This is a genomic window from Micromonospora sp. NBC_00389, from assembly GCF_036059255.1.
In the GTDB taxonomy this organism is placed as follows: domain Bacteria; phylum Actinomycetota; class Actinomycetes; order Mycobacteriales; family Micromonosporaceae; genus Micromonospora.
The window spans coordinates 2,269,255-2,293,418 of sequence record NZ_CP107947.1; the positions used below are offsets into that span (position 1 = coordinate 2,269,255).

The window sequence follows — 24,164 nt, forward strand, 5'->3', positions numbered from 1 at the left end:
CGGCGGCCACCGGGGCCGGACGATCTCAGCGGCGTCCGGGCCTGCGGGTCAGGGCGAAGCCGACCACTCCGGCCACCGCGGCGAGCACGCCACCGATGCCGGTCCAGACCCAGCGCGACCCGAGATCCGGGAGCCAGTCCGCCGGTGAGTCACCCTCGTCGTCGGCCTCCGGGTCCGCCGCCGGTACGGCGTTGAGCACCGTGCCCGCCTTGGTGTTCGGCACCAGCGGCGCGGCCAGTTCGCCGTCGTCGGCCGAGGCGCCCCGGTCGGCGACGGTGCCGACCAGCAGGTCCACGTCGATCGGCGCGCCCAGGTCCGGTTCCGGCAGGTCCACCACGGAGAGCCGGATGACGTACGTGCCGGGCAGCGGGTCGGCCGACCATGGCTCCGCCCAGGGCCGCACCTCACGCAGGATGCAGCCCAGCGCCACGCTCGACGCCTGCGCGTCCACCGTCGGCGTCTGCGCCCCGGCCGTGCACGCCTGGCGGCGGCGCAACCCGTCGAAGACGTCGACGGTCCAGGTGGAGGCTCCGCTGCGCGCCTTCGGGAAGGTGACGGTGGCGCTGATCTCGTGCACCTGCCCGGCCGTCGCCGGGAACGACCAGTAGAGGTGGTCGCCGACCGAGGCGTCCACCCGCACCGGTTGCCCGGCGGTGATCGGCGTGGCAGTGAGGAACGACGTGCCGGCCCGGGTGACCGGTGTGGCGCCCGGCGAGGGGGTGGGGGCGGCGACGGCCGCCGCGGGCAGCAGCGCGGACCCGCCGGCGGCGACCAGCGCCGCCAGCGACCGGAACAGTGCGGTACGCATCAGTTCTCCCTCCAGGTGGCGACCCACCAGCGGGTGAGCAGCCCGGCGAGCAGGCCGGTGAGCAGGCCGGCAACGGTGAGCAGGGCGAGCAGCATCCAGCCCCGGCCGAGGTCCGGCCCGTCCGGCGCGGGCGCGGCGGCGACCACGTCGATGGTCAGCTCCACCGGCATGCCGGGGGTCGCCGAGGTGCCGGGGCGCGGGGCGAAGGAGTTGCTCACCACCAGGCAGACGGTGGTGGGCTCGATCGCCGTCGGGGTTGCCTCGGCCTCGGTGGCGTCCTCGTCGTCGGCGCTGGCCGACCAGCGCAGCCCGGCGGAGAGCACGTCGGCGCGCCCGCTGCCGGCGTCCGCGCCACGGACCAGTTCCCGGCCGTCCGCCGCAGTGGCCCGCAGCAGCACCCCGTAGTCCCGGTTCACCGGCCGGTCCAGCGCCATGCTCACCGACGCGCGCAGCTCCTGCCCGGGACGCACCGGCACCCGGTAGTACCGGTGCTCGGAGAACGACTCCCGGTCGGCGTACACGCCGGGGGCCAGCAGTGGGGCGGAGTCGCAGGCGTTCGTGCCGCCGACCACGGTCGGGGCCAGGGTGTGCGTGTCGCCGGCCCGCTCGACGAGCTGCTTGATGCGGTCGGTCAGCTCCTCGGCGCTCTGCGCCGCCGTGTAGGTGCCACCGGTCGCACCGGCGATGCAGAGCAGCTGCTTGCGGACCTTCTCGTCGGGGGCCAGACCGAGCGTGTCGACCACCAGGCTGGTGCCCTGGGCGGCCAGCTCCCGGGCCACCTCGCACGGGTCCGGCGGGGCGCAGGTGTCCTCTCCGTCGGTGATCAGCACGATCCTCCGGGTGGTGGCCCCGGTGCCCAGGTCCTGCGCGGCGGTGCGCAGCGCGAGGCCGACGGGCGTGAACCCGGTCGGTCGCAGCGTCGCCACCGCCGCCTTGGCCCGGGCCCGGTCGACCGGCCCGACCGGCACGATCTGCTGGGTGTCCTGGCAACCGACCTTCTTGTCCTTGCCCCGGTAGGTCGCGCCGAGCACCCGGATGCCGAGCTGGGTCTCCGCCGGAAGCGCGTCCACCACCTCGTTGAACGCCTGCTGGGCGACCGAGATCCGGCTGCGCCCGTCGATGTCCGCGGCCCGCATCGAGCCGCTGACGTCGAGCACCAGCTCGACCCGGGGCGGCTCGGCCACCGGCTCCTGGTCGTCGGCCGCCGCCGGGGCCGGCCCGGTCAGTGCGGTGGTCGCCAGCAGTCCGAGGAGGACGGCCGCCGATCGTCTGAAGTTGATCACGGGCCGCAGTGTAGTGAGATCCACTTTGGATGATCATTTGGGTGGCGGATTGGCGATCGTCCAGGTGCCGGACCGGCGGTGGGCGAGAGCGGTGGGGTGTGGCGGGTGGGGTCAGGCCGGCTCGTCGGGAGCGGCGTCAAGCAGCGTGACCAGCCGCTTCGGCGCGATCTCCCGGTAGGCATCGCGGCACAACTCGTCGATCTCGGTCCAGTCGACCGCGCCGTCGAGCCGTACGCCGAGCCAGCCCCGACCGCCCACATAGGGCGGTCGGAAGAACCGGGCCGGGTCGGCGGCGGTCAGCTCGGCCTGGGCTCCCGGAGGGGCGGCGCACCACAGGTGGGGAAAGTCGTTGTGGTGGTGCCCATCGGCGTGCAGGGTCACGAAGACGCTCTTGTCCCGGACGAACCAGGTGGGCGACCCGTGGCTGGGCCGCTCGGTCACCTCGGGCAGGGCCAGGCAGATCACCCGGACCCGGTCCAGCAACTGCATGGCATCCCCCGCCCTCGTCACGATCGCGACGCCCGGTCCCGGCGAGCCTAGCGCCACGGGTCGCTCGATGGCGGTCTCGAAACGGGTCGGCGACGGCCTCGGACCAGCCCGTTCTTGGCTCTGGGTCCACGCCGGGTCACCCTCGGTCAACGCCTGGAGGGGAGGTGTCGGCCCGGCCGGCATCCGTCGGAAATCTGACCTAAGTCGACCCGTTGTGCCGGTGGTGCGCGGTGGTTAAGCTCTTCATGCGCGCCCCAATCGCCCGCTTCCCCCGTGGCAGGCGATCGGGGCGCGCATCTCTGTCGAAACGGGCCCGCACGCTTGAAGCGTGCGGGCCCGTTTTCGTCGCGCTGCGCTGCGCGTCGCCTGTCGATGCTTATATCCAGCGACCGTCCAGCCACATCCGGGACAGCCAGTCCGAGTACGGAATCACCTGGCCCACGAAGATCGGATAGAAGTACGCGAAGCAGAGCGCCACCAGCAGCACGTACGCCCCGGCCGCGATGCTGCCCACCAGCCGGCGTTCGTAGCCCGGGTCACCGGGGACCAGCGGGGCCACCGCACCGACGTCACCCCCGGCCGGGGCGATCAGCGCGCCCAGCACGTACACCACGGCCAGGACCATGAAGGGCAGCGCCGGAGCGGTGTAGAACGAGAACATCGTCCGGCCATCGAGAGCGAACACGAACCAGGGCAGCAGGCCCGCCGCCACGCTGAGCAGGATCGCGCCGGCCCGCCAGTCCCGGCGGGCCACGCCCAGCCAGGTCAGCGCCACCAGGGCGGGCAGGAACGACCACCAGAGCAGCGGGGTGCCGAGCAGCAGGATCTCGGAGGCGCAGCTCGGCGCGCCGCAGGCGCCGTCGCCGGAGTAGTGGAACGCGACCGGACGGCCGAGCAGCAGCCACTGCCACGGCCACGACTGGTACTTGTGCGGGTCGTCCAGCCCGGTGTGGAAGCCGTACGCCGCGCGGTGGTACTCGAAGAGGTTGATCAGCGGGCCGATCACCGGGGTGTCACTGAGCGGGGCGTTCGGGTAGGACGACGCGAGCCGGTAGTAGCCGTCGTCGCTGAGCAGCCAGCCCGACCAGGTGGCGATGTAGGTGCCCACCATGAGCACGCCGGCCAGCACCAGCCAGGGCAGCTCGTCGAGCAGGGTGTCCCGCCAGGGCCGGCGGACCCCTGCCGAGCGGCGGACGCCGACCTCCCAGAAAAGCACCAGCAGCGCGAAGACCGGCACGAAGTACAGCGCGCTCCACTTCACCGCGCAGGCGCAGCCGAGCAGCACCCCGGCGGCGAGCCGCCACCACGGCCAGGTGCGCCAGCCGGTCGGCGGTCGGCCGGCGCGGCCCCGCTGGGTCGGGTCGAGCCCGTCGTCCAGGGCCCGCGCCCAGCGCCGACGGCGGGCGTCCCGGTCGAGCACCAGCGCGCCGAACGCCGCCAGCACGAAGAAGAGCAGGAAGATGTCGAGCAGCGCCGCGCGGGACAACACCAGGTGGAAGCCGTCCAGGGCGAGCAGCAGGCCAGCCGCGCAGCCCAGCACCGTCGAACGGAACATCCGCCGGCCGATGCGGACCAGCAGCAGCACCGACAGGGTGCCGACCACGGCCGCCGAGAACCGCCAGCCGAACTCCGGCGCGGTGGTGAACAGGTGCCCGGGGACGGAGACCTTCGACTCGGCGTCCTGGTAGCCGAAGGCCCACTCGCCGAGGCCGATCAGCCACTTGCCCAGCGGCGGGTGCACCACGTACGACGGGGCGTTGTCCTTGTAGTTCCACTCGACGCCGCGGCTGATCAGCCCGTAGGCGTCCTTGGCGTAGTACGTTTCGTCGAAGATCTTGCCCTTCGGACCGGACAGGCCGACGAAGCGCAGGATCGCCGCGATGGCCACCACCACGGCGGTGGCCAGCCACGAGAACCGGTCCAGTCGGGTATCGACGGTGGTGAACCCACGCCGGACCACGCCGGTCACCCCGGTCCCGGCGACGCTGGGCGCCGCTGCTGTCTGGTCGGGGCGGTGCTCGCCTGCGGTCACTTCGACCGTCTTTGCCGGGTCGGCGCTCCGGCTCTGCGCTGTCGACGCACTCGTCACCCGGCGATCGTAGGCTGCCAACGTGTCCTGTGGCGCCCGTCGTCCCCGATACCGGTATCCGCTGTCAATGAAGGAGACGATCCCGTGGGTGAAATGTCCGAAGCTGGGCGCCTGATCCTGCTCGGTGCCCCGCTCGGCAACCCCGCCGACGCCTCGGCCCGGTTCCGGGAGGTGCTGACCAGCGCCGACGTGGTGGCCGCCGAGGACACCCGGCGGCTCACCCGGCTGGCCCGCGACCTCGACATCACCGTCGGCGGCCGGATCGTCTCCTACTTCGAGGGCAACGAGGAGCGGCGGACCCCCGAGCTGGTCGAGGTCATCCTCGGCGGGTACGTGGTGGCGCTGGTGACCGACGGCGGAATGCCCAGCGTCTCCGACCCCGGCTACCGACTGGTCCGGGCCGCACTGGACGCCGGGGCCCCGGTCAGCGTCGCCCCCGGGCCGAGCGCGGTGACCACGGCGTTGGCCGTCTCCGGGCTGCCCGTCGACCGGTTCTGCTTCGAGGGGTTCCTGCCCCGTACCCCCGGGGCCCGCCGGTCGCGGCTGCGCGCCCTCGCCGCCGAGGAGCGCACCCTCGTCTTCTTCGAGGCGCCGCACCGGATCGGCGCGGCGCTCACCGACCTGGCCGAGACGTTCGGCGCGGACCGGCCGGCCGCGGTCTGCCGCGAGCTCACGAAGACCTACGAGGAGGTGCTCCGTCGCCCGCTCGGCGAGCTGGCCCGGTGGGCCGCCGAGGGGGATCCGCGCGGGGAGATCACCCTCGTCGTGGCCGGGGCGCCGGTGACGGCCCCGGAACGGCCCGACGACGACACCCTGCGCGCGGCCGTCGCCGAGCGGGAGGCGGCCGGCCGGTCCCGCCGCGACGCCATCACCGAGGTCGCCACCGAGTACGCGCTGCGCCGCCGCGACGTCTACACGATCGTGCACAGCTGACCCCCACTCCCGCCGCGCCGGCCCCGAGGCGTGTTCACCAGGCGGCGACCAGGAAGCCGAGGGTGATCAGGGCCGGGCCGGCGATCGCGGCGCTCACCGCCCAGCGGCGGTTCCGCCGGCCGGCCAGCCGGGTCGACCCGGTCCACCGGGTGATGCCGGCCGCGCAGGCGAGGATCACCAACAGGCCGGGCACCCAGCGCAGGTGCCGGCCCATGCCGGTGTCGGCGTACGCGGTGCCGCCGTCCGGGCCGGCCATCCTCGCTGGCAGAGCCGTCCCCGGAGCGTTCTTCCCGGCGGGCACCCCGGTGACCCGTACCCCGTGTGCCAGGAACCGCCCGTCGTCGGCCATGAAGATCCCCCGGCAACGCTGGGTGAGCTCGCCGCCGGTGCACTTGTCGATCACCACCGTGCCGACCCGGGCATGACCGACCGCGAGCCAGAACGGGCCGGCGCTGACCCAGGCGAAGAAGGCCGTGACCAGGCTCAGCAGCACCAGCGCGGCGAGCCCGGGCAGCGGGTCCGGCGGTGGGGCGGTACGGGCCCCCGCCCGGCGCCACGCCACGCCGGAGCCGCGGTCCCGTTCCGGCGCGGGGTCCTCCCGGACGGGGGTGCCGTCCCAGTGGACCTGTTCGATCGGCGCCCAGACGGCGCCGTCGTCGATCCGGCGGGCGCCCCGGTGCCAGCGGCTCAGCTGCCGGACCGGCACCCGGCGTGGCACCGCGTCCACCGGCGCCCCGGTGGTCGGCTCCACTTCGACGACCCCTGCCGCGGGCTCCCCACCGCCGGACGGTGAGCCGTCCGTCGAGCCCGACGGGGTGGGGCGGGCCGGGCTGGGTGCCGGTGCCGCCGGAGCGGGACGGGCCGGGGTGGGTGCCGGCGCGGCCGGCGCCGGACGGGCCGGGGTGGCGGCGAGCCCCGCCGCGTCGTCCCGCCTAGGCGTGGCCGCCCGCCCTGCCGGCGTGGGCCGCTGCCGGCCCGGCCGATCGGCGGCGGGGGCGGAGCCGGGTGCCGGCGCGGCGCCCGATCGGGGGTTGGGGCCAGGTCGTGGGGCGACGGCTGGTCGGGGAGTGGCGTCGTCCGGGGCACGGTTCGCGTCTTCCCCGGGCACCGGCCGGGGTTGGGGCGCGACCGACGCGCCCCGCGACCCGCCAGCTCCGGGGCTCGGGTCGTCGTCGACCGCGGGACCGGTGGGACGGTCGTCGTGATCCCGGGCCGCTCGTCTGCCAGTCACGTCGTTCATTGCACACCGGTCCACGAGGAGGATCGGGCAGCTCAGCCGCGTGTCGGCGACAAATCGGACCAATGGACGGGGTGGTCGGCACGGTCCGCCGCCCCGGCACCCCCTATTGGTTCGCGGTCGCACCGGACGGGTCACTAGGCTTGCTGCTCATGAGTCACGTTCTCGCGGCAGTGGCCTGGCCGTACGCCAACGGCCCCCGCCACATCGGCCACGTCTCCGGTTTCGGCGTTCCCTCCGACGTCTTCGCCCGGTACATGCGGATGGCCGGCCACGACGTGCTCATGGTCTCGGGCACCGACGAGCACGGCACCCCGATCCAGGTGCAGGCCGACGCCGACGGGGTGACCCCGCGCGAGCTGGCCGACCGGTACAACCGGGTGATCGTGGAGGACCTGCACGGTCTCGGGCTCACCTACGACCTGTTCACCCGCACCACCACCCGCAACCACTACGCGGTGGTGCAGGAGTTGTTCGAGGGGATGTACCGCAACGGCTACATCGTGCCGAAGACCACCATGGGCGCGATCTCCCCGTCCACCGGGCGCACCCTGCCCGACCGGTACATCGAGGGCACCTGCCCGATCTGCGGGTACGACAGCGCCCGTGGCGACCAGTGCGACAACTGCGGCAACCAGCTCGACCCGATCGACCTGATCAACCCGAAGTCGCGGATCAACGGGGAGACCCCGAAGTTCGTCGAGACCGAGCACTTCTTCCTGGACCTGCCCGCCCTGGCCGACGTGCTGCGGCAGTGGCTGGACACCCGGGAGGGGTGGCGGCCGAACGTGCTGCGGTTCTCCCGCAACCTGCTCGACGACCTCCAGCCCCGGGCGATCACCCGGGACCTGGAGTGGGGCGTACCGATCCCGCTGGACGGCTGGCGGGACCGGCCGGACAAGCGGATCTACGTCTGGTTCGACGCCGTGATCGGCTACCTGTCCGCCTCGATCGAGTGGGCCCGCCGCTCGGGCGACCCGGAGGCCTGGCGCCGGTGGTGGTCCACCGACGGCGAGGGCAAGGACGCCCGGTCGTACTACTTCATGGGCAAGGACAACATCGTCTTCCACTCGGTGATCTGGCCGGCGCTGCTCTCCGGCTACTCCGGTGAGGGCTCCCGCGACGGTGAGCCGGGCGAGTTGGGCCGGCTCAACCTGCCCACCGAGGTGGTCTCCAGCGAGTACCTGACCATGGAGGGCCGGAAGTTCTCCTCGTCCCGCAAGGTGGTCATCTACGTCCGGGACTTCCTGGAGCGCTACGACGCCGACGCGCTGCGCTACTTCATCGCCGCCGCCGGCCCGGAGAGCAACGACACCGACTTCACCTGGGCCGAGTTCCTCCGCCGCAACAACGACGAACTGGTCGCCGGCTGGGGCAACCTGGTCAACCGGTCCGTCTCGATGGCGGCGAAGAACTTCGGCGCCATCCCGTCAGTCGACGCGGCCGGGCTCACCGAGGCCGACGAGGCGCTGCTCGCGGTGGCCCGGGCCGGCTTCACCACGGTCGGCGACCTGATCGGCCGGCACCGGCAGAAGCAGGCGATCGGTGAGGCCATGAGGGTGGTCGCCGAGGCCAACCGTTACCTCTCCGAGCAGGCGCCGTGGAAGCTCAAGGACGAGGCGGACAAGCCCCGGATGGGCACCATCCTGCACGTCGCCCTCCAGGTGGTCAGCGACGCCAACACGCTGCTCACCCCGTTCCTGCCGCACTCCGCGCAGCAGGTGCACGAGCTGCTCGGCGGCACCGGCGTGCACGCGCCGATGCCGGTCATCGAGCAGGTCGACGACCTGGACGGCGGGCCGGCGTACCCGGTGCTGACCGGGGACTACACGGTCGGCGCGCGCTGGGAGTCGGTGCCGCTGGAGTCGGGGCGGCCGCTGGCCGCGCCGAAGCCGGTGTTCCGCAAGCTCGACCCGTCGATCGTCGACGAGGAGCTGGCCCGGCTGGCCGGCTGAGCGCGACACGGCCGCACGGCTGAGCGCGGCCCCGGGGGAATCCCGGGGCCGCGCCTCGCCTGGACGGCCGGCGTCACATCGCGTACCGCGTGTCCATCACCTGGTCGTCGGTCACCTCGGCGCCCGGCGCCCACGCCTCGTAGACGCCGCGATCGTGGCACTGCGCCCCGGTGGCGAGCACCGTGTCCGGGTCCGGGAAGCGCAGCCGCAACCGCAGCCAGCCGGCCTCCTCCCGCAGCACCAGGCAGGGCACGCCCCGCCACTGCGCGAACCGGAGCCGCCGGGCGACCTGCTCCACCGGGTAGCGGGCCGCCCGGGTCATCGCCAGCACCCGGAACCCGCCGGGCAGATCGGCCACCGCCTCGTACTCGCTGTCGCCGTGCACGCCGACCAGCTGGGTGGAGCGCAGGGAGTCCCCGGTCGGCACGTACTCCTGGTCCGGGGAGAGACCCGGCACCGCCGACAGCAGGTGTCGCCACTGCGGGCCCACCATCCGCAGCCAGCCGCGCTGTTCGGCCTGGTAGGTGTAGAGCACAACCTCCACCCCCTCCGCCGGGTAGGCGAGCAGGGCGGCGTTCGCCGGCATCGGCAGATCGGCGAAGTCCCGGGTGATGAACTCCGGGATGAGCTGGCCGTTGCTAGGCACGAAGCCCGTGCCCAGCACCGGCGGACCCAGTCGGTCCCGGGGAGCCAGCGCGGTCAGGCCACGGTGCGCCTCGCCCACCGGCACGGCGTAGTCCCCCGGGTCGGCGGCCCGCCAGCGCAGCGCGTACGCCACGTCCAGGCCGTCCCGCCCGACCTCGCCGTCGGTACGCAGCACCGTGGTCGCCGCTGGTGTGCGCAGGTGCGCCACGTCGTGCTCGCGGTAGCAGAAGCCGTGCGGCAGCCACCCCCGCACGTACCCGGCGAGCTGCCGGGGGGAGAGCACCTTCACCATCCGGGTGCCCCGCCGGATCACCGCCGACGCGCGTGCCGCAGCCAGCATCGGGTCACCCGCCGAGGCCGGCTGCTGGCTGAGCTGTTGCAGCTGCGCCCAACCCCGCTCCCGGTGCGCAGGCATCATCAGCGGCGTCTCCGGCTCCTCGGCCGGCTCCGTCGCCCCGTGCACCGCGGCCACCTCGGTGACGTGCACGAACCGACGCCACGGCAGGGCGCTGCCCGGTCGGGGCGCCCACTCGAAGCCCTGCACCTCGTCGGCGCTGAACAGCTCGTACGCGGCGCCCCGGGCGATCTCCTCGGCCGGGTAGACGCCGCCGCCGAACGCCACGCGCAACCCGGTACGTTCGCTGGCGGCGCCGCTGGACTGGGGGGTGACGCTCACACCGCCACCTCGCACCGCTCGGCAGCGGCGCGAGACGCCACGCTGCCGCGCCTCATGGTTCGCTCGCTGCGCTCGCTCACGCGGCGACGGTAGAGTCGCGCGGCGTAGTCGAGGTGAACGTCGGGTGGCGGGCGGATGGACAGCCCCGGTGTGTGATGCTGTCGCTGATGAGCGAGCCCACTGAAACCCGCCGCGAGCGGGCCGCCCGGCGGGCCGGAGAGTTCCCGCCCGCCCCCGAACCACTGCCCCGGCCGGTGCTGGACAGCCACACCCACCTGGACATCACCGTCAGCGAGGCCGGCGTACCCGGCGGCGGGTCCGCCGATGACCCGGTCGCCGCGGCGATCGCGCTGGCCACCGACGTCGGGGTGGACCGGCTGGTCCAGGTGGGTGTGGACGTCGCCTCCTCCCGGTGGGGCGCGGACACCGCCGACCGGCACCCCGCCGTGCTTGCCACGGTGGCGCTGCACCCCAACGAGGCGCCCCGGCTGGCCGACCTCGACGAGGCGCTGCGGGAGATCGAGTCGCTCGCCGCCCGGGAGCGGGTCAGGGGGATCGGCGAGACCGGGATGGACTTCTTCCGGACCGGCGACGAGGGGCGCGCCGCGCAGGAGGAGAGCTTCCGGGCGCACATCGCCATCGCCAAGCGGTACGGCCGGGCGCTGGTCATCCATGACCGGGACGCCCACGCCGACGTGCTGCGGATCCTCGACGACGAGGGGTCCCCGGACACCGTGGTGCTGCACTGCTTCTCCGGTGACGCCGACTTCGCCCGCGAGTGCGTCCGCCGCGGCTACCTGCTCAGCTTCGCCGGCACCGTCACCTTCGGCAGTGCCACCGCGCTGCGCGAGGCCGCCGCGCTCACCCCCGTGGATCAGATCCTGGTGGAGACCGACGCGCCCTATCTCACCCCGATGCCGCACCGGGGCCGGCCGAACGCGTCGTACCTGATCCCGCTCACCGTCCGCTCGCTCGCCGCGACCACCGGAACCGACCTGGACGAGCTGTGCGCGGCCATCTCGGCCACCGGCGACCGGGTCTTCGGCCCGTGGTGAGCCCGGCCCGACGGTCGGCCCTGCCGCCGCTACGCTCCCAGGCATGACCGGTCTCCTCGGCCCGGCGGAGATCCGGGAACTCGCCGCCCGGCTGGGCGTCGCGCCCACCAAGAAGCTGGGCCAGAACTTCGTGCACGATCCGAACACCGTGCGCCGGATCGTCACGGCCGCCGGCCTGACTCCCGATGACGTGGCCCTGGAGGTCGGCCCCGGGCTCGGCTCGCTCACCCTGGGGCTGCTGCCGGTCGCCGGGCACGTGCACGCCGTGGAGATCGACCCGGTGCTCGCCGGCGCGCTGCCGGAGACCGTCGCCCGGCACGCCGGGGCGGACGCCGGCCGGCTCACCGTGCATCGCGCCGACGCGCTGCGCATCGACGCCGCCGAGCTGGCCGACCCTCCGCCGACCGCGCTGGTGGCGAACCTGCCCTACAACGTGGCCGTGCCGGTGGTGCTGCACCTGCTCGCCGAGCTGCCCAGCCTGCGGCACGGCCTGGTGATGGTGCAGAAGGAGGTCGCCGACCGGCTGGTCGCCGGTCCCGGCTCCAAGGTGTACGGCATCCCGTCGGTCAAGCTCGCCTGGTACGCCCAGGCCCGGGGCGCCGGCCGGGTGCCGCCGAACGTGTTCTGGCCGGTGCCCAACGTCGACTCCGGTCTGGTCGCCTTCACCTGCCGTCAACCACCCCGCGCCGACGTACCCCGGCAACGGGTCTTCGCCGTGGTGGACGCGGCGTTCGCGCAGCGCCGCAAGACCCTGCGCGCCGCGCTGGCCGGCTGGGCCGGCGGCGCGGACCGGGCCGCCGCCGCGCTCACCGCCGCCGGCGTCGACCCCGGCGCCCGGGGGGAGTCGCTCACCGTCGAGCAGTTCGCCGCCATCGCCGCGTCGGCTCCAGTCGGTACGCCGGCCGCGAAGTAGGCTGACGCCGTGCCCGTCGAGGAGGTCCGGGTGAGTACCGACCACACCGAGGAGCTGATCGTGGCCAAGCCGTTCGACATTCGCCTGCGCGTGCGGGAGATCGCCCCGTGACCGAGGCCTGGCGACCGGACGAGGAGGACGAGCGGCGTGGGGCCAGCGGCCCGGTGAAGGTCCGGGTGCCCGCGAAGGTCAACCTGCACCTCGGGGTGGGCCCGCTGCGCCGGGACGGCTACCACGAGCTGAACACCGTCTACCACGCCATCTCCATCTACGACGAGCTGACCGCTCGGCGCGGCGACACCCTCACGCTGACCATGGAGGGCGAGGGCACCGGCGAGTTGGCGCTGGACGACACCAACCTGGTGATCCGCGCCGCGCACGCCCTCGCCGGTTACGCCGGGGTGCTGCCGCACGCCCGGCTGCACCTGCGCAAGCAGATCCCGCTCGCCGGCGGGCTGGCCGGCGGCAGTGCCGACGCGGCCGCCGCGCTGGTGGCCTGCGACGCGCTCTGGGGCACCGGGCTGTCCCGCGACGAGCTGGCCGGGATCGCCGCCGATCTGGGCTCCGACGTGCCGTTTCTGATCTACGGCGGCACCGCGCTGGGCACCGGCCGGGGTGAGGCCGTGAGCCCCGTACTGGCACGCCCCACCTCCTGGTACTGGGTCGTGGCCATCGCCGACGGCGGCCTGTCCACCCCGGCCGCGTACCGCGAGCTGGACCGGCTCCGCGACTCCGGTGCGGCCGGCGCCCCGCTGGGCAGCACCGACGCGCTGCTGGGCGCGCTGCGCCAGCGCGACCCCCGGGTGCTCGCCCGTACGCTCGGCAACGATCTCCAGGACGCCGCGCTGGCCATGCGCCCGGCGCTGGCCGACACCCTCAAGGCCGGCGAGGCGGCCGGCGCGCTCACCGGCATCGTCTCCGGCTCCGGCCCGACCTGCGTCTTCCTCGCCGCCGGTGCGGCCGACGCGGAGCGGATCGCCGCCGAGTTGACCACCGCAGGCGTGTGCCGTGCGGCGCGGGTCGCGCACGGCCCGGTGGTCGGCGCCCGCGTCGTCTGACCCTGCTCAAGGTCAACTCCAGGGGCGACGTCGGCGCGTCCCGCCGCGACCTGGAGTTGACCAAGTCGCCGTCGGTGCCCCGGCGGGCGCCCGGGGCGTCCGCGTACCCTTGGGTCAGGCGTCCAGGTGCCCGCCGGCACCGGGACGCCTTGATCATGAAGGGTGGGAGTGTGGCCAACATCGTCAATCTGGACCGGGTGTCCAAGGGGTACGGCGCCGCCGGGCGGCTACTCACGGACGTCTCGCTCGGCCTGGACGACGCCGACCGGATCGGCGTGGTCGGCCTCAACGGTGCCGGCAAGTCCACCCTGCTGCGGTTGCTCACCAAGCAGGAGGACCCTGACGACGGCCGGGTCACCCATCGCCGCGACCTGCGGGTGCTCTGGCTGCCGCAGCAGCTCACCCTCGCCCCCGACGCCACCGTCCGGGACGTCGTGCTCGGCACCGCCTGGCTCGGCGAGGGCATGGGCGCCGAGCACGAGTGGGCCGGCGACGCCGGGGTGCGCGCCATCCTCGACGGCCTCGGCATGCCGCACCTGGGCCTCGACCAGCCGGTCGGCCCGATGTCCGGTGGCGAACGGCGCCGGGTCGCGCTCGCCGCGCTGCTCGTCCGCGACTCCGACCTGCTCATCCTCGACGAGCCCACCAACCACCTCGACGTCGGCGGCGTCGACTGGCTGGCCCGGCACCTGGTCGGCCGCAAGGGTGCCCTGGTCGTGGTCACCCACGATCGGTGGTTCCTGGACGCGGTCTGCACCAACACCTGGGAGGTCGCCGACCAGGCCGTCCGCGTGTACGAGGGCGGCTTCGCCGCCTGGATCCTCGCCCGAGCCGAGCGCGAACGCGTCGCCGCCGCCACCGAGGCCCGCCGGCAGAACCTGCTCCGCAAGGAGATCGCCTGGCTGCGCCGTGGTCCGCCCGCCCGCACCTCCAAGCCCCAGTTCCGCATCGACGCCGCCAACGCGTTGATCGCCGACGTGCCGCCGGCGCGGGACACCATGTCGCTGCAACGGATGGCCACCTCCCGGCTCGGCAAGCAGGTGTACGACCTGGAGAACGTCGAGCTGCTCGCCGGCCCCAAGGAGATCCTGCGCGACGTCACCTGGCAGGTCGGGCCGGGCGACCGGATCGCCATCCTCGGCGCCAACGGTGCCGGCAAGACCACACTGCTGCGGATGCTCGCCGGCATTACCCGCCCCGACGGCGGCCGCCTCGGCACCGGCTCCACCGTGCGTCCGGCCTTCCTGTCCCAGGAGCTCGCCGAGCTGCCCGGGCACCTGCGGGTGCTCGAAGCCGTGGAAGAGGTCGCCCGCCGGGTCCAGCTCGGCGACCGGGAGGTCTCCGCCGCCCAGCTCGCCGAGGTCTTCGGCTTCGACGACCGCCGGCTCTGGACCCCGGTCAGCGACCTTTCCGGTGGGGAACGCCGCCGGCTGCAGATGCTGCGGCTGCTCGCCGGCGAGCCCAACGTGCTGCTCTTCGACGAGCCCACCAACGACCTGGACACCGACACCCTGGCCGCACTGGAGGACCTGCTCGACTCCTGGCCCGGCACGATCATCGTGGCCAGCCACGACCGCTACCTGATCGAACGGGTCACCGAGTCGGCGTTCGGGATGTTCGGCGACGGCCGGCTGGTGCACCTGCCCGGCGGCGTCGACGAGTACCTCGCGCGGACCGCCGAGCGTGCCGGCGCGCCGCGGGCCGGTGCCACCCCGACCGCCGCGCCCACCGGCCCCTCCGCGGGCGGCATGTCCGCGGCCGAGGTCCGCCAGGCCCGCAAGGAGCTGACCCGGCTGGAACGCCAGCTCGGCAAGCTCGACCAGCGCGAGACCACCTTGCTCGACCAGCTCGCCGCCGACGCCACCGACTACGCCCGGGTCGCCGAGCTGGACACCCAGCTCAAGGATCTGCGCGCCGAGCGGGAGCGGATCGAGGAGACCTGGATGACCCTCGCCGAGGACCTGCCCGAGAGCTGACCGGGCCGCGCGAGCCGGGCCGGGGGCCGTGTGCGGCGTCACACCGCCACATGCGGGACAATCGTCGGCGACACCTACCCCACGTCGTTGGAGATCAGACATGGCCCATACCCCCGTCAACCACCCCGCGCGGCCGGTCTACCGGGCGATCGGCGGGCTGACCGGTCTGTACCTGGTGGTCTTCGGTGCGCTCGGCATCATCGAGAGCGCCGGCAACGAGGTCTTCGCGCAGGACGGCACCCGGGTCCTCGGCCAGGGCACCAACCTCGGCTTCTCGCTGCTCAGCGTGCTGCTCGGGGTCATCGTGCTGGGTGGCACCGCGCTCGGCCGCAACATCGACGTGGCGGTCAACCAGTGGCTGGCGTACGTCATGATGGTGGTCAGCCTGGCCGGTCTGGCGTTCATCCGCACCGATGCCAACTTCTTCAACTTCAGCATCGCCACCGTGGTCGTCGTGATGGTGGCTGCCCTGGTGCTGCTGATGGTCGGCATGTACGGCAAGGTCGGCACGGACGAGGAGGCGGAGGCGTTCCAGAAGGCTCGCCTGGTCCTCTGATCGGTTTCCTCTGGTTGCGGCCGTGGGTTTTCGCCGGAGCCCGAGCTGCTCCGGGCGGTCAGGCTTGATCCCTGCGCAGCTCGGGCTCCGGCGAAAACCTGACCTGGTCCATCCTTCGGCGGACCCTGCTCGCCATTGTGGTTCTCCGGACAGTCACCTCTGCCCCGGGTGACAATCCTCCTGAAACGGTCTAACTCAGGTGGATGGGGTTCAGGGTATGCCGCACTTTCCGGTGAACCATCCGGCACGGCCGCTCTACCGGGTCCTCGCCGGCCTGATCGGTGTCTACATCCTGGTCTTCGGAATCTGGGGCGTCGTCGAGACGATCGGCGATCCGCTCTTCGACCGGGGCAGCCACTGGGCCCTCGGTCTGCGTACCAACCTGGCCTTCTCGCTCGCCTCGGTGGTCTTCGGAGTCGTCCTGATCGTGGGGGCGTCCCGGCGCAGCAACCTCGGCCACTACATGAACCTCACCGCCGGGGTGGTGTTCCTGGTGACCAGCATCCTGATGATGTCCGTGCTGCAGACCGAGGCGAACTTCCTGAACTTCTCGATGTCGACCGTGGTCGTGTCGATGCTGTTCGGCCTGATCCTGCTCGGCACTGGCCTGTACGACAAGGTCGGCCCCGAGGAGCACGCCGAGGCGGAACGGCGCCACCGTCATCACCCGGTGGCCGAGGTGCACCGCCGCTGAGTGAAGTCAGTGGCGGCGGGCGGTGATCAACGTCGGCTTCGCCTCCAGGTGCGACAACCCGTTCCAGGCGAGGTTGACCAGGTGCGCCGCAACCGTCTCCTTGCGCGGCTTGCGCACCTCCAGCCACCAACTGCCGGTCAGCGCAACCATGCCCACCAGCGCCTGCGAGTACAGCTCCGCCAGCTTCGGGTCGTACCCACGGCTCTTGAACTCGGCGCCCAGGATGTGCTCGACCTGGTGTGCCACGTCGTTCATCACGCTGCTGAAGGTGCCCGTCGCGGACATCAGCGGCGACTCGCGGACCAGCACGCGGAACCCGCTGGTCTCCTCCTCGATGTAGCCCAGCAGGGCCATCGCCGCCTGCTCCAACAGCTCCCGCGGGTGCCCGGCGGTCAACGCCGTGGTGATCCGGTCCAGCAACGCCCGGACCTCCCGGTCCACCACCACCGCGTAGAGCCCCTCCTTGCCGCCGAAGTGCTCGTACACCACCGGCTTGGAGACCTTGGCGCGGGCCGCCACCTCCTCGATGGAGGTGGCGTCAAAGCCCCGCTCGGCGAAGAGCTGCCGGCCGGTCGCGATCAACTGCTCCCGCCGCTGGGCCGCGGACATCCGGACCCGGGAGGTGGACTTGGGTTTCGCCGGCGGGACCGCCGCCGTACGCCGACTGTCGGCGCCGTCGCTGACCTCGGCCATGTCGCCGCCTCGCTGGCGCTCGGTGACGCCCTGCCGTGGGATGGTGCCTCCGCTGTGCCCGTTCACGTCGTCGCCTCACTGGCGGGCGGTCCGACCGCCCAGCCGCGCCGTCCGACCGTACCCGGATCGGGCCCGGCCCCCCGTCTGCCGAGCCGTCCGGTCCCCCCGCGTCGCTCGGTCATCCGACTATCCTGCCAGGCGACCTCCAGGAGCACCGCCCGCATTTAGCGGGGTGCGACCGGCTTCACCAGCTTGGCCGCGATGCGCTCCGGCTTCGGCCAGCGCACCTGTGACGCCGCGCCGACCTTCTCGAACAGCCAGATCACCCGGGCGGAGATGTCCACCTGACCACGCAGCACGCCGTGCCGGGCACTGGTCGGGTCGGCGTGGTGCAGGTTGTGCCAGCTCTCGCCGAACGACAGGATCGCCAGCGGCCAGAAGTTCGACGCGCGGTCGCCCTGCCGCATCGCGAACGGGCGCTCGCCGTAGACGTGGCAGACCGAGTTGATCGCCCAGGTGACGTGGTGCAGCAGACCGATGCGGACCAGCCCGGCCCAGAAGAACGCGGTCAGTGCGCCCTGCCAGGACCAGGTCACCAGGCCACCGATCAGCGCCGGGCCGAGCAGTGAGATGGCCACCAGCATCGGGAAGAGCCGGTCCACCCGGCTGATGTCACGGTCGGCTTGCAGGTCCGGTGCGAACCGCTCCCGGTTGGACAGCTCCCGGCGGAACAGCCAGCCCACGTGCGCGTGGAACAGGCCCCGGGTCAGCGCCCAGAAGCTGGTGCCGAAGCGCCACGGCGAGTGCGGGTCGCCCTCCATGTCGGAGAAGGCGTGGTGCCGCCGGTGGTCGGCCACCCACTGGATGATCTCGCCCTGCACGGCCAGCGAGCCCGCGACCGCCAACGTCACCCGCAGCCACCGCTTGGCCTTGAACGAGCCGTGCGTGAAGTAGCGGTGGAAGCCGACCGTGATGCCCAGCCCGGAGACCACGTACCAGACCAGGCCGATGACGACATCGGTCCAGCCGAGCCAGCCACCCCAGGCCACGGGTACGGCGACCAGCAGGGCGACGAAGGGGATCACTACGAAGGCCCAGAGGGCGGCCAGGATTCCGGGGGACTGACTGCCGTCGGTGAGCGGTTTCGGGCCGGGGCCGGCGGTGTTGGGTTCGAGCAGAGCGGTGGACATTTCACCTCGCAGAGGGGACGGAAACGATCACGAAGCTACGCCTACGTTACCGTAACTTACGGCACCGTAGATCGCACGGGGAAGTTCCGAAAACCCTTACGCGGTCGGGCCAAAACGCAGGTCAGAGCCTTGAGGTGTGCGGCGATCCGGGGCACGGTCAGTCCCTCACCGCAGGGACGGCGCGGCGCTGCGGGCCCGCGCCGTGCAGCTTGGTGGCATCGATGCTCGGCAGTGCGCCGAACTGACGGCGGCGACGTCGGTGGGGTGGGTGGCGATAGCGGTGGTGCCGTCCGGGGTGAATCGCAACAAAGAGAGGATCAGGCAAGAGGTGGAGAGCATTCATCTATCACTCGCACTGCTCACGCTGGTTTTCTGGGGTTAGCCCAACTCCCAGGAGCATGTGATGGCTCCACGAATGAACAGGTAGGCGAATCATGCGGGTCGCTATCGTCACCGGCGCCAGCTCGGGCATCGGCCAGAGCGCTGCCATCCAGCTCGCCAAGCGCGGATCGGGAGTCATCCTGACCTACAGCAACAACCAACCCGGGGCGCTGGAGACCGTGGAGAGCATCGAGAAGGAGGGCGGCACGGCCGTCGCGCTGCCACTGGACGTCGGCCGCAGTGAGACCTTCCCGGCCTTCCGCGAGTCGGTCGTCGCCGCGCTGCGCGACACCTGGCAGCGGGACACGTTCGACTCCCTGGTCAACAACGCCGGGTTCGCGCGGATGGCGCTTTTCCAGGACACCTCCGAGGAGCTGTTCGACGGGTTCATGCGGGTGCTGCTCAAGGGGCCGTTCTTCCTCACCCAGGCACTGCTGCCACTGCTGGCCGACGGCGGCGCGATCGTCAACACCAGTAGCAACTCGGCGCTGGCCTCCGGCCTGGAGCCCGGCTACTCCGCGTACGCCTCGATGAAGGGCGGCCTCATGGTGCTGACCCGGTACATGGCCAAGGAGTTCAGCAACCGCGGCATCCGGGTCAACTCCGTCGCCCCGGGCTCCACCCGGACGCGCCTCGCCGACAACGCCTTCGAGCGGTTCCCCGAGGTGATTCCGCTTCTCGCAGCGAAGACCGCACTCGGTCGGGTGGGCGAGCCCGACGACATCGGCATGGTGATCGCCACGCTGCTCGGCGAGGAGGGCCGCTGGATCACCGCCCAGAACATCGAGGTCGCCGGCGGGTACAACCTCTAGTCAACCCGTCTGCGGCGTCCGGGCCCGGTTCGGACTGCCCGCCCCGACACCGTCCGGGCGCGCCGCCGGTCGCCGGGCGTGGCGGAATGAGCGATGGCGTCCGGCGGCCGGGGCGCTAAGGTGTAGCGCGGGATGCTCATCCCTGATGTGACGCGCTCGCGTCGCTGATCGGCCGTGGTGTAATTGGCAACACCCGGGTCTTTGGTACCCGTATTTCAGGTTCGAACCCTGGCGGCCGAGCTGCCCCCCTAAGTCCGTTTTAGGTTCCAGTGGGGGTAAGACGGGAACGCGCCGGGCACCGCGGTTAGCATGGCCGCGAGAGTGTCCGCCGTCCCGACGGGAGCCACATCGTGCCCCAGCCCCACCTCCGTACCGTCGTCGTACTTGCCGCCGGTGAGGGCAAGCGGATGAAGTCGACACTGCCCAAGGTGCTGCACCCGCTGCTCGGTCGGACGCTGCTCGGCCACGTGCTGAGCGCGGCCGCGCCGCTGGCCGCGGACCGCACCGTCGTGGTGGTCGGACACGGCGCCGACCAGGTCCGGGGACACCTGACCGAGATCGCACCGGACAGCACGCCGGTCCTCCAGGCCGAGCAACTCGGCACCGGGCACGCCGTCCGGATCGCGCTGGACGCTGTCCCGGACGGCGCCGGCACCGTCGTGGTGATCAACGGGGACGTACCGCTGCTGCGGCCGGAGACGGTCGGCGCGCTGGTGACCGCGCACGAGGAGGCCGCCGCGGCGGCCACCGTGCTGGCCGCCGCGGTGCCCGACCCGACCGGGCTCGGGCGGATCGTTCGGGACGCCGACGGTCGGCTGGAGCAGATCGTCGAGGAGCGCGACGCCGACGCGACGCAGCGCGCGATCCGGGAGATCAACGCCGGCATCTACGCGTTCGACGCGGTGCGGCTGCGCGCCGCGCTGGGCAAGCTCTCCACCGACAACGACCAGGGCGAGGAGTACCTGACCGACGTCTTCGGGCTGCTCCGCTCGGCTGGCGAGCCGGTGGCGGTGCACGTGGCCGTCGACCACGTGGAGACGCTGGGCTGCAACGACCGGGTGGAGTTGGCGACGCTGCGCCGGCTGCTGCGCGACCGGGTCAACGAGGCGTGGATGCGTACCGGGGTGAGCCTGCTGGACCCGGCGACCACCTGGATCGACGTGACGGTGGCGCTGGACCGCGACGCGGTCGTCGACCAGAACACCCAACTGCGCGGCGGCACGGTGGTCGGCACCGGCGCGCTGGTCGGGCCGGACGTCACGCTGGTCGACACCATCGTCGGCCCCGGTGCGTCCGTGGTGCGCAGCCACGCGGTGGGTGCCGAGGTGGGCGCGGGCGCCAGCGTCGGTCCGTACGCGTACCTGCGGCCGGCCGCGCGGCTGGCCGAGAAGGCGAAGGTCGGCACGTTCGTCGAGGTGAAGAACTCGCAGATCGGCGCCGGCTCCAAGGTGCCGCACCTAACGTACGTAGGTGACGCGACGATCGGCGAGCAGAGCAACATCGGCGCGGCGTCGGTCTTCGTGAACTACGACGGGGTCAACAAGCACCGCACGGTCATCGGCAGCCACGCCCGGACCGGGGCGGACAACATGTTCGTGGCCCCGGTCGAGGTGGGCGACGGGGCGTACACGGCGGCCGGCTCGGTGATCGTGGAGGACGTGCCGGCGGGCGCGATGGGCGTCGCCCGAGCACGCCAGCGCAACATCGAGGGCTGGGTGGTGAAGCGGCGGGCCGGCACGGCCGCGGCGGAGGCCGCGCAGCGGGCCCGCGCCGGCGAGGGTGCGTCGGGTGTGGCCCCCACCGCAAGCGACAGTGAGGCAATGCACGGGAGGGCCGAGACGGTGGGCGGTGCGTCCGGCACGGGAGATACTGCAACCGAATAGTCCCCGCGCCACCACCACCGGGCCGGGTACCACCGAGAAACGGGAGCAGACGGGCCCATGGGCAGCATCGTCGCCGAAAACCGCAAAAGCCTGATGCTCTTTTCCGGACGTGGCTTTCCGGAGCTGGCCAAGGAGATCGGTGAGGTGCTCGGCGTGGCGCCGACGCCGGCCGACGCGTACGAGTTCGCCAACGGCGAGATCTTCGTACGGTTCAAGGACTCGGTGCGTGGTTCGGACGCCTTCGTGGTGCAGTCCGTGACGCACGGGGTGAACACCTGGGTCATGGAGACCCTGATCATGGTGGACGCGCTGAAGCGGGGGTCGGCCAAGCGGATCACCGTGGTGCTGCCGTTCTACCCGTACGCACGTCAGGACAAGAAGCACCGCGGTCGCGAGCCGATCTCGGCCCGGCTGGTGGCGGACCTGCTGAAGACGGCCGGCGCGAACCGGATCCTCACCGTCGATCTGCACACCGCGCAGATCCAGGGCTTCTTCGACGGTCCGGTCGACCACCTCTTCGCGATGGACATCCTCGCCGAGTACGTGGAGCACAAGTACGCGGGCCGGCCGATGACCGTGGTGGCGCCGGACTCGGGCCGGGTGCGGGTGGCCGAGCGGTGGACCGACCGGCTGGGCGGTTGCCCGCTGGCGTTCATCCACAAGACCCGCGACCCGATGAAGCCGAACCAGGTGGTGGCGAACCGCGTGGTCGGCGAGGTGGAGGGTCGGGTCTGCCTGATCGTCGACGACATGATCGACACCGGTGGCACGATCACCGGCGCGGCGGACATCCTCAAGGAGTCGGGCGCGGCGGAGATCGTGGTCGCGTCCACCCACGCGCTGCTGTCGGATCCGGCGACCGAGCGGCTGAAGAACAGCTCGATCAGTGAGGTCGTGGTGACCAACACGCTGCCGTTGCCGCCGGAGAAGCAGTTGGACAAGCTGACCGTGCTGTCGATCGCGCCGCTGCTGGCGCGGGCGATCCGGGAGGTCTTCGACGACGGTTCGGTGACCACCCTCTTCGGTGGCCTGAGCTGAGCGTCGCGCTGCGGTGAGCCCCGTTTCCGCCATCCGGCGCTCCGGCGGGGCCGGGGCTGCCAAGCTGGTGGAAACGGGGCTGGCACGCTGGTGGGAACGCCACCGATGCGCCGGCCTGGACCCATGAACGGGGACTGCCGGAAACCCCGGAATCAGCTCGGGTAGACTGGTGCGGTTGCCACGGCGAGGGTGCCCGGCGGGCCGCTGAACAGCGCCGCACGGAGGTACCGTCATCGACGCGGTGCTCCGGGCAGTCGTTCATGACGCATGAGCCCCAGCGAGCCCCTCGCCCCAGCACCGCAAGACGACAAGCCGCCGCAGCGAAAAGCATCAGGAGTTTCCCCGTGTCCGAGGTAAAGATCAGCGCCGAGCCCCGTACCGAGTTCGGCAAGGGTGGTGCCCGCCGTACCCGCCGGGCCGGCAAGGTGCCCGCCGTGCTGTACGGCCACGGCGAGAAGCCCAAGCACATCGCGCTGCCGTCCCGGGAGTTCGCTGCGGCGATCCGCAAGGGTGGCGCCAACCAGCTGTTCGCGATCGACATCACCGACGGCACGCAGGTGCTGGCGCTGCCGAAGGCGATTCAGCGTGACCCGATCAAGGACACCTTCGAGCACGTGGACCTCATCCTGGTCCGCCGGGGCGAGAAGGTCACCGTCGAGGTCCCGGTCCAGCTGACCGGCGAGGCCGCGCGGGACACCCTGATCGTGCACGACCACGACACCCTCTCGGTGACCGCCGACGCCACCAAGGTGCCGGACCACCTCGAGGCGTCGATCGAGGGCCTGGAGGCGGGCTCCCAGGTGACCGCCGGCGACGTGCAGCTCCCGGCCGGTGTCGAGCTGGCCGTCGACGCGACGCTGCCGGTCGCTGCGGTGACCGCCGCGCCGACCGCCGAGCAGCTCGAGGCGACGCTGCCCGAGGTCGAGGAGGCCACCGAGGAGGCCGAGGCCGAGGTCGGCGAGGTCACCGAGGGTTCCGAGGGTGCGGACGCCGCCCCGACCGCCGAGGGCGCGGAGAACACCGAGGCGCGCACCGAGGCCTGATCGGTTCGTACTGTGCGGCAGGCGTCCCCGAGCGTTCCGGGGGCGCCTGTCGGCGTATCGGGAGTTCGGCGGGAGGGACGGGTCGTGACGGACGAGGCGGGGCCGTGGCTGGTGGTCGGCCTGGGCAACCCAGGTCGGGAGTACGCCGGGAACCGGCACAACGTCGGGTTCATGGTGGCTGACCTGCTGGCCGGACGGGTGGGCGCGCGGTTCGGCCGGCACAAGCGGGCGGTGGCCGAGGTGGCCGAGGGTCGACTGGGTTTCGGCGGGCCGAAGCTGGTGCTGGCGAAGCCACTGACGTACATGAACCTCTCCGGCGCGCCGGTGGCGGCGCTGGCGCAGTTCTACAAGGTGCCGCCGGCACAGGTGATCGCGGTGCACGACGAACTGGACATCGGGTACGGCCAGGTGCGGGTCAAGTGCGGTGGCGGCGAGGGCGGGCACAACGGCCTGCGTTCGATGTCGAAGTCGTTGGGCACCAAGGAGTATGTCCGGGTGCGGTTCGGCATCGGCCGGCCACCCGGGCGGCAGGACCCGGCGGACTACGTGCTGTCGGATTTCGGCGCCGCGGAGCGCAAGGAGCTGGATTTCCTGGTGGACCGGGCCGCCGACGTGGTGGAGTCGGTGGTCGTCAAGGGCGTGGAGCCGACTCAGAACCTCTACCACGGCGGTTGAGACTGTCGGGAAGCCCCGCCTCGCTCGCCTCGGGACTTTCCGACAGTCTCTGAGCCGGGCGGGGCGTACCGGATCGGGGTCG

At 72.4% G+C, this 24,164-nt stretch carries 21 protein-coding genes and 1 tRNA gene; 14 read left to right on the plus strand and 8 right to left on the minus strand.

Going from position 1 to position 24,164, the window contains the following annotated elements; translation table 11 throughout:
- Positions 1–25: 25 nt before the first annotated feature.
- The 4 genes from OG470_RS10955 to OG470_RS10970 all read right to left on the minus strand — a co-directional run bounded on the left by OG470_RS10955 (position 26) and on the right by OG470_RS10970 (position 4,669).
- Positions 26–808 (minus strand): peptidase, encoded by a 783-nt coding sequence (locus OG470_RS10955; RefSeq protein WP_328423309.1) that lies wholly within the window; start codon positions 806–808, stop codon positions 26–28.
- A complete protein-coding gene (locus OG470_RS10960) occupies positions 808–2,091 on the minus strand; it encodes a VWA domain-containing protein (RefSeq protein WP_328423311.1) in 1,284 nt (427 codons plus the stop codon). Before OG470_RS10960 ends, OG470_RS10955 begins: the two co-directional genes overlap by 1 nt.
- A 111-nt stretch (positions 2,092–2,202) precedes the next feature.
- Positions 2,203–2,580 carry an MmcQ/YjbR family DNA-binding protein gene (locus tag OG470_RS10965; RefSeq protein WP_328423313.1) on the minus strand — a complete coding sequence of 126 codons (378 nt, stop codon included), beginning with the start codon at positions 2,578–2,580 and terminating at the stop codon, positions 2,203–2,205.
- Positions 2,581–2,956: 376 nt separating this feature from the next.
- Positions 2,957–4,669, minus strand: a complete 1,713-nt coding sequence (locus tag OG470_RS10970; protein WP_442931094.1) for a dolichyl-phosphate-mannose--protein mannosyltransferase — start codon at positions 4,667–4,669, stop codon at positions 2,957–2,959.
- Between the two features lie 93 nt (positions 4,670–4,762).
- Here OG470_RS10970 and rsmI point away from each other — a divergent pair, with 93 nt between their 5' ends.
- Entirely contained in the window at positions 4,763–5,602 is an 840-nt protein-coding gene (gene rsmI, locus OG470_RS10975; RefSeq protein ID WP_386985272.1) for a 16S rRNA (cytidine(1402)-2'-O)-methyltransferase, read from the plus strand.
- A gap of 34 nt (positions 5,603–5,636) precedes the next feature.
- Here rsmI and OG470_RS10980 read toward each other — a convergent pair whose 3' ends face one another.
- Complete coding sequence (locus OG470_RS10980; protein ID WP_328423317.1) at positions 5,637–6,833, minus strand: hypothetical protein; 1,197 nt, start codon at positions 6,831–6,833, stop codon at positions 5,637–5,639.
- 158 nt (positions 6,834–6,991) lie between these two features.
- Between OG470_RS10980 and metG the strand changes: the two genes are divergently transcribed.
- On the plus strand, positions 6,992–8,794 hold the full coding sequence (gene metG / locus OG470_RS10985) for a methionine--tRNA ligase (protein WP_328423319.1): 1,803 nt from the start codon (positions 6,992–6,994) through the stop codon (positions 8,792–8,794).
- A 73-nt stretch (positions 8,795–8,867) separates the two neighbouring features.
- Here the strand turns inward: metG and OG470_RS10990 are convergent, their stop codons facing one another.
- Complete coding sequence (locus tag OG470_RS10990) at positions 8,868–10,115, minus strand: hypothetical protein (RefSeq protein ID WP_328423321.1); 1,248 nt, start codon at positions 10,113–10,115, stop codon at positions 8,868–8,870.
- 155 nt (positions 10,116–10,270) lie between these two features.
- Here OG470_RS10990 and OG470_RS10995 point away from each other — a divergent pair, with 155 nt between their 5' ends.
- The 6 genes from OG470_RS10995 to OG470_RS11020 all read left to right on the plus strand — a co-directional run bounded on the left by OG470_RS10995 (position 10,271) and on the right by OG470_RS11020 (position 16,367).
- Complete coding sequence (locus OG470_RS10995) at positions 10,271–11,170, plus strand: TatD family hydrolase (RefSeq protein ID WP_328423323.1); 900 nt, start codon at positions 10,271–10,273, stop codon at positions 11,168–11,170.
- A 43-nt stretch (positions 11,171–11,213) separates the two neighbouring features.
- A complete protein-coding gene (rsmA, locus tag OG470_RS11000) occupies positions 11,214–12,083 on the plus strand; it encodes a 16S rRNA (adenine(1518)-N(6)/adenine(1519)-N(6))-dimethyltransferase RsmA (protein WP_328423325.1) in 870 nt (289 codons plus the stop codon).
- Positions 12,084–12,190: 107 nt separating this feature from the next.
- The gene (locus tag OG470_RS11005) at positions 12,191–13,141 is read left to right on the plus strand and encodes a 4-(cytidine 5'-diphospho)-2-C-methyl-D-erythritol kinase (RefSeq protein WP_328423327.1); all 951 of its coding nucleotides are present in this window, start codon (positions 12,191–12,193) and stop codon (positions 13,139–13,141) included.
- A 170-nt stretch (positions 13,142–13,311) separates the two neighbouring features.
- Positions 13,312–15,117 (plus strand): ABC-F family ATP-binding cassette domain-containing protein, encoded by a 1,806-nt coding sequence (locus OG470_RS11010; protein ID WP_328423330.1) that lies wholly within the window; start codon positions 13,312–13,314, stop codon positions 15,115–15,117.
- A gap of 100 nt (positions 15,118–15,217) precedes the next feature.
- Positions 15,218–15,673, plus strand: coding sequence for a DUF4383 domain-containing protein (locus tag OG470_RS11015; RefSeq protein ID WP_328423332.1), 456 nt, complete (start codon positions 15,218–15,220; stop codon positions 15,671–15,673).
- Positions 15,674–15,890: 217 nt separating this feature from the next.
- Positions 15,891–16,367, plus strand: coding sequence for a DUF4383 domain-containing protein (locus OG470_RS11020; protein ID WP_328423334.1), 477 nt, complete (start codon positions 15,891–15,893; stop codon positions 16,365–16,367).
- A 6-nt stretch (positions 16,368–16,373) separates the two neighbouring features.
- On the opposite strand, the gene OG470_RS11025 is transcribed toward OG470_RS11020, so the two are convergent.
- Together OG470_RS11025 and OG470_RS11030 are read right to left on the minus strand one after the other, a co-directional pair.
- Positions 16,374–17,060 (minus strand): TetR/AcrR family transcriptional regulator, encoded by a 687-nt coding sequence (locus OG470_RS11025; RefSeq protein ID WP_328426281.1) that lies wholly within the window; start codon positions 17,058–17,060, stop codon positions 16,374–16,376.
- Positions 17,061–17,284: 224 nt separating this feature from the next.
- Entirely contained in the window at positions 17,285–18,250 is a 966-nt protein-coding gene (locus tag OG470_RS11030; protein WP_328423336.1) for an acyl-CoA desaturase, read from the minus strand.
- Positions 18,251–18,684: 434 nt separating this feature from the next.
- Between OG470_RS11030 and OG470_RS11035 the strand changes: the two genes are divergently transcribed.
- The 6 genes from OG470_RS11035 to pth all read left to right on the plus strand — a co-directional run bounded on the left by OG470_RS11035 (position 18,685) and on the right by pth (position 24,082).
- Positions 18,685–19,443: an SDR family NAD(P)-dependent oxidoreductase gene (locus tag OG470_RS11035; RefSeq protein ID WP_328423338.1), complete on the plus strand. Its 759-nt coding sequence runs from the start codon at positions 18,685–18,687 to the stop codon at positions 19,441–19,443.
- Between the two features lie 168 nt (positions 19,444–19,611).
- Positions 19,612–19,683: transfer RNA gene (locus tag OG470_RS11040), tRNA-Gln, on the plus strand.
- A gap of 107 nt (positions 19,684–19,790) precedes the next feature.
- Positions 19,791–21,326, plus strand: coding sequence for a bifunctional UDP-N-acetylglucosamine diphosphorylase/glucosamine-1-phosphate N-acetyltransferase GlmU (glmU, locus tag OG470_RS11045; protein WP_328426283.1), 1,536 nt, complete (start codon positions 19,791–19,793; stop codon positions 21,324–21,326).
- A 57-nt stretch (positions 21,327–21,383) separates the two neighbouring features.
- Positions 21,384–22,364, plus strand: coding sequence for a ribose-phosphate diphosphokinase (locus OG470_RS11050; protein WP_328423340.1), 981 nt, complete (start codon positions 21,384–21,386; stop codon positions 22,362–22,364).
- Between the two features lie 344 nt (positions 22,365–22,708).
- A complete protein-coding gene (locus OG470_RS11055) occupies positions 22,709–23,407 on the plus strand; it encodes a 50S ribosomal protein L25/general stress protein Ctc (protein WP_328423342.1) in 699 nt (232 codons plus the stop codon).
- An 84-nt stretch (positions 23,408–23,491) separates the two neighbouring features.
- Entirely contained in the window at positions 23,492–24,082 is a 591-nt protein-coding gene (gene pth / locus OG470_RS11060; protein WP_328423343.1) for an aminoacyl-tRNA hydrolase, read from the plus strand.
- Positions 24,083–24,164: the final 82 nt, after the last annotated feature.

Bases quoted from the DNA above. Each gene is read 5' to 3' on its own strand.
- OG470_RS10955 (WP_328423309.1), bottom strand. From the start codon at position 808: ATGCGTACCGCACTGTTCCGGTCGCTGGCGGCGCTGGTCGCCGCCGGC.
- OG470_RS10965 (WP_328423313.1), bottom strand. From the start codon at position 2,580: ATGCAGTTGCTGGACCGGGTCCGGGTGATCTGCCTGGCCCTGCCCGAG.
- rsmI (WP_386985272.1), top strand. From the start codon at position 4,763: ATGTCCGAAGCTGGGCGCCTGATCCTGCTCGGTGCCCCGCTCGGCAAC.
- metG (WP_328423319.1), top strand. From the start codon at position 6,992: ATGAGTCACGTTCTCGCGGCAGTGGCCTGGCCGTACGCCAACGGCCCC.
- OG470_RS10995 (WP_328423323.1), top strand. From the start codon at position 10,271: ATGCTGTCGCTGATGAGCGAGCCCACTGAAACCCGCCGCGAGCGGGCC.
- rsmA (WP_328423325.1), top strand. From the start codon at position 11,214: ATGACCGGTCTCCTCGGCCCGGCGGAGATCCGGGAACTCGCCGCCCGG.
- OG470_RS11015 (WP_328423332.1), top strand. From the start codon at position 15,218: ATGGCCCATACCCCCGTCAACCACCCCGCGCGGCCGGTCTACCGGGCG.
- OG470_RS11020 (WP_328423334.1), top strand. From the start codon at position 15,891: ATGCCGCACTTTCCGGTGAACCATCCGGCACGGCCGCTCTACCGGGTC.
- OG470_RS11025 (WP_328426281.1), bottom strand. From the start codon at position 17,060: ATGGCCGAGGTCAGCGACGGCGCCGACAGTCGGCGTACGGCGGCGGTC.
- OG470_RS11030 (WP_328423336.1), bottom strand. From the start codon at position 18,250: ATGTCCACCGCTCTGCTCGAACCCAACACCGCCGGCCCCGGCCCGAAA.
- OG470_RS11035 (WP_328423338.1), top strand. From the start codon at position 18,685: ATGCGGGTCGCTATCGTCACCGGCGCCAGCTCGGGCATCGGCCAGAGC.
- OG470_RS11050 (WP_328423340.1), top strand. From the start codon at position 21,384: ATGGGCAGCATCGTCGCCGAAAACCGCAAAAGCCTGATGCTCTTTTCC.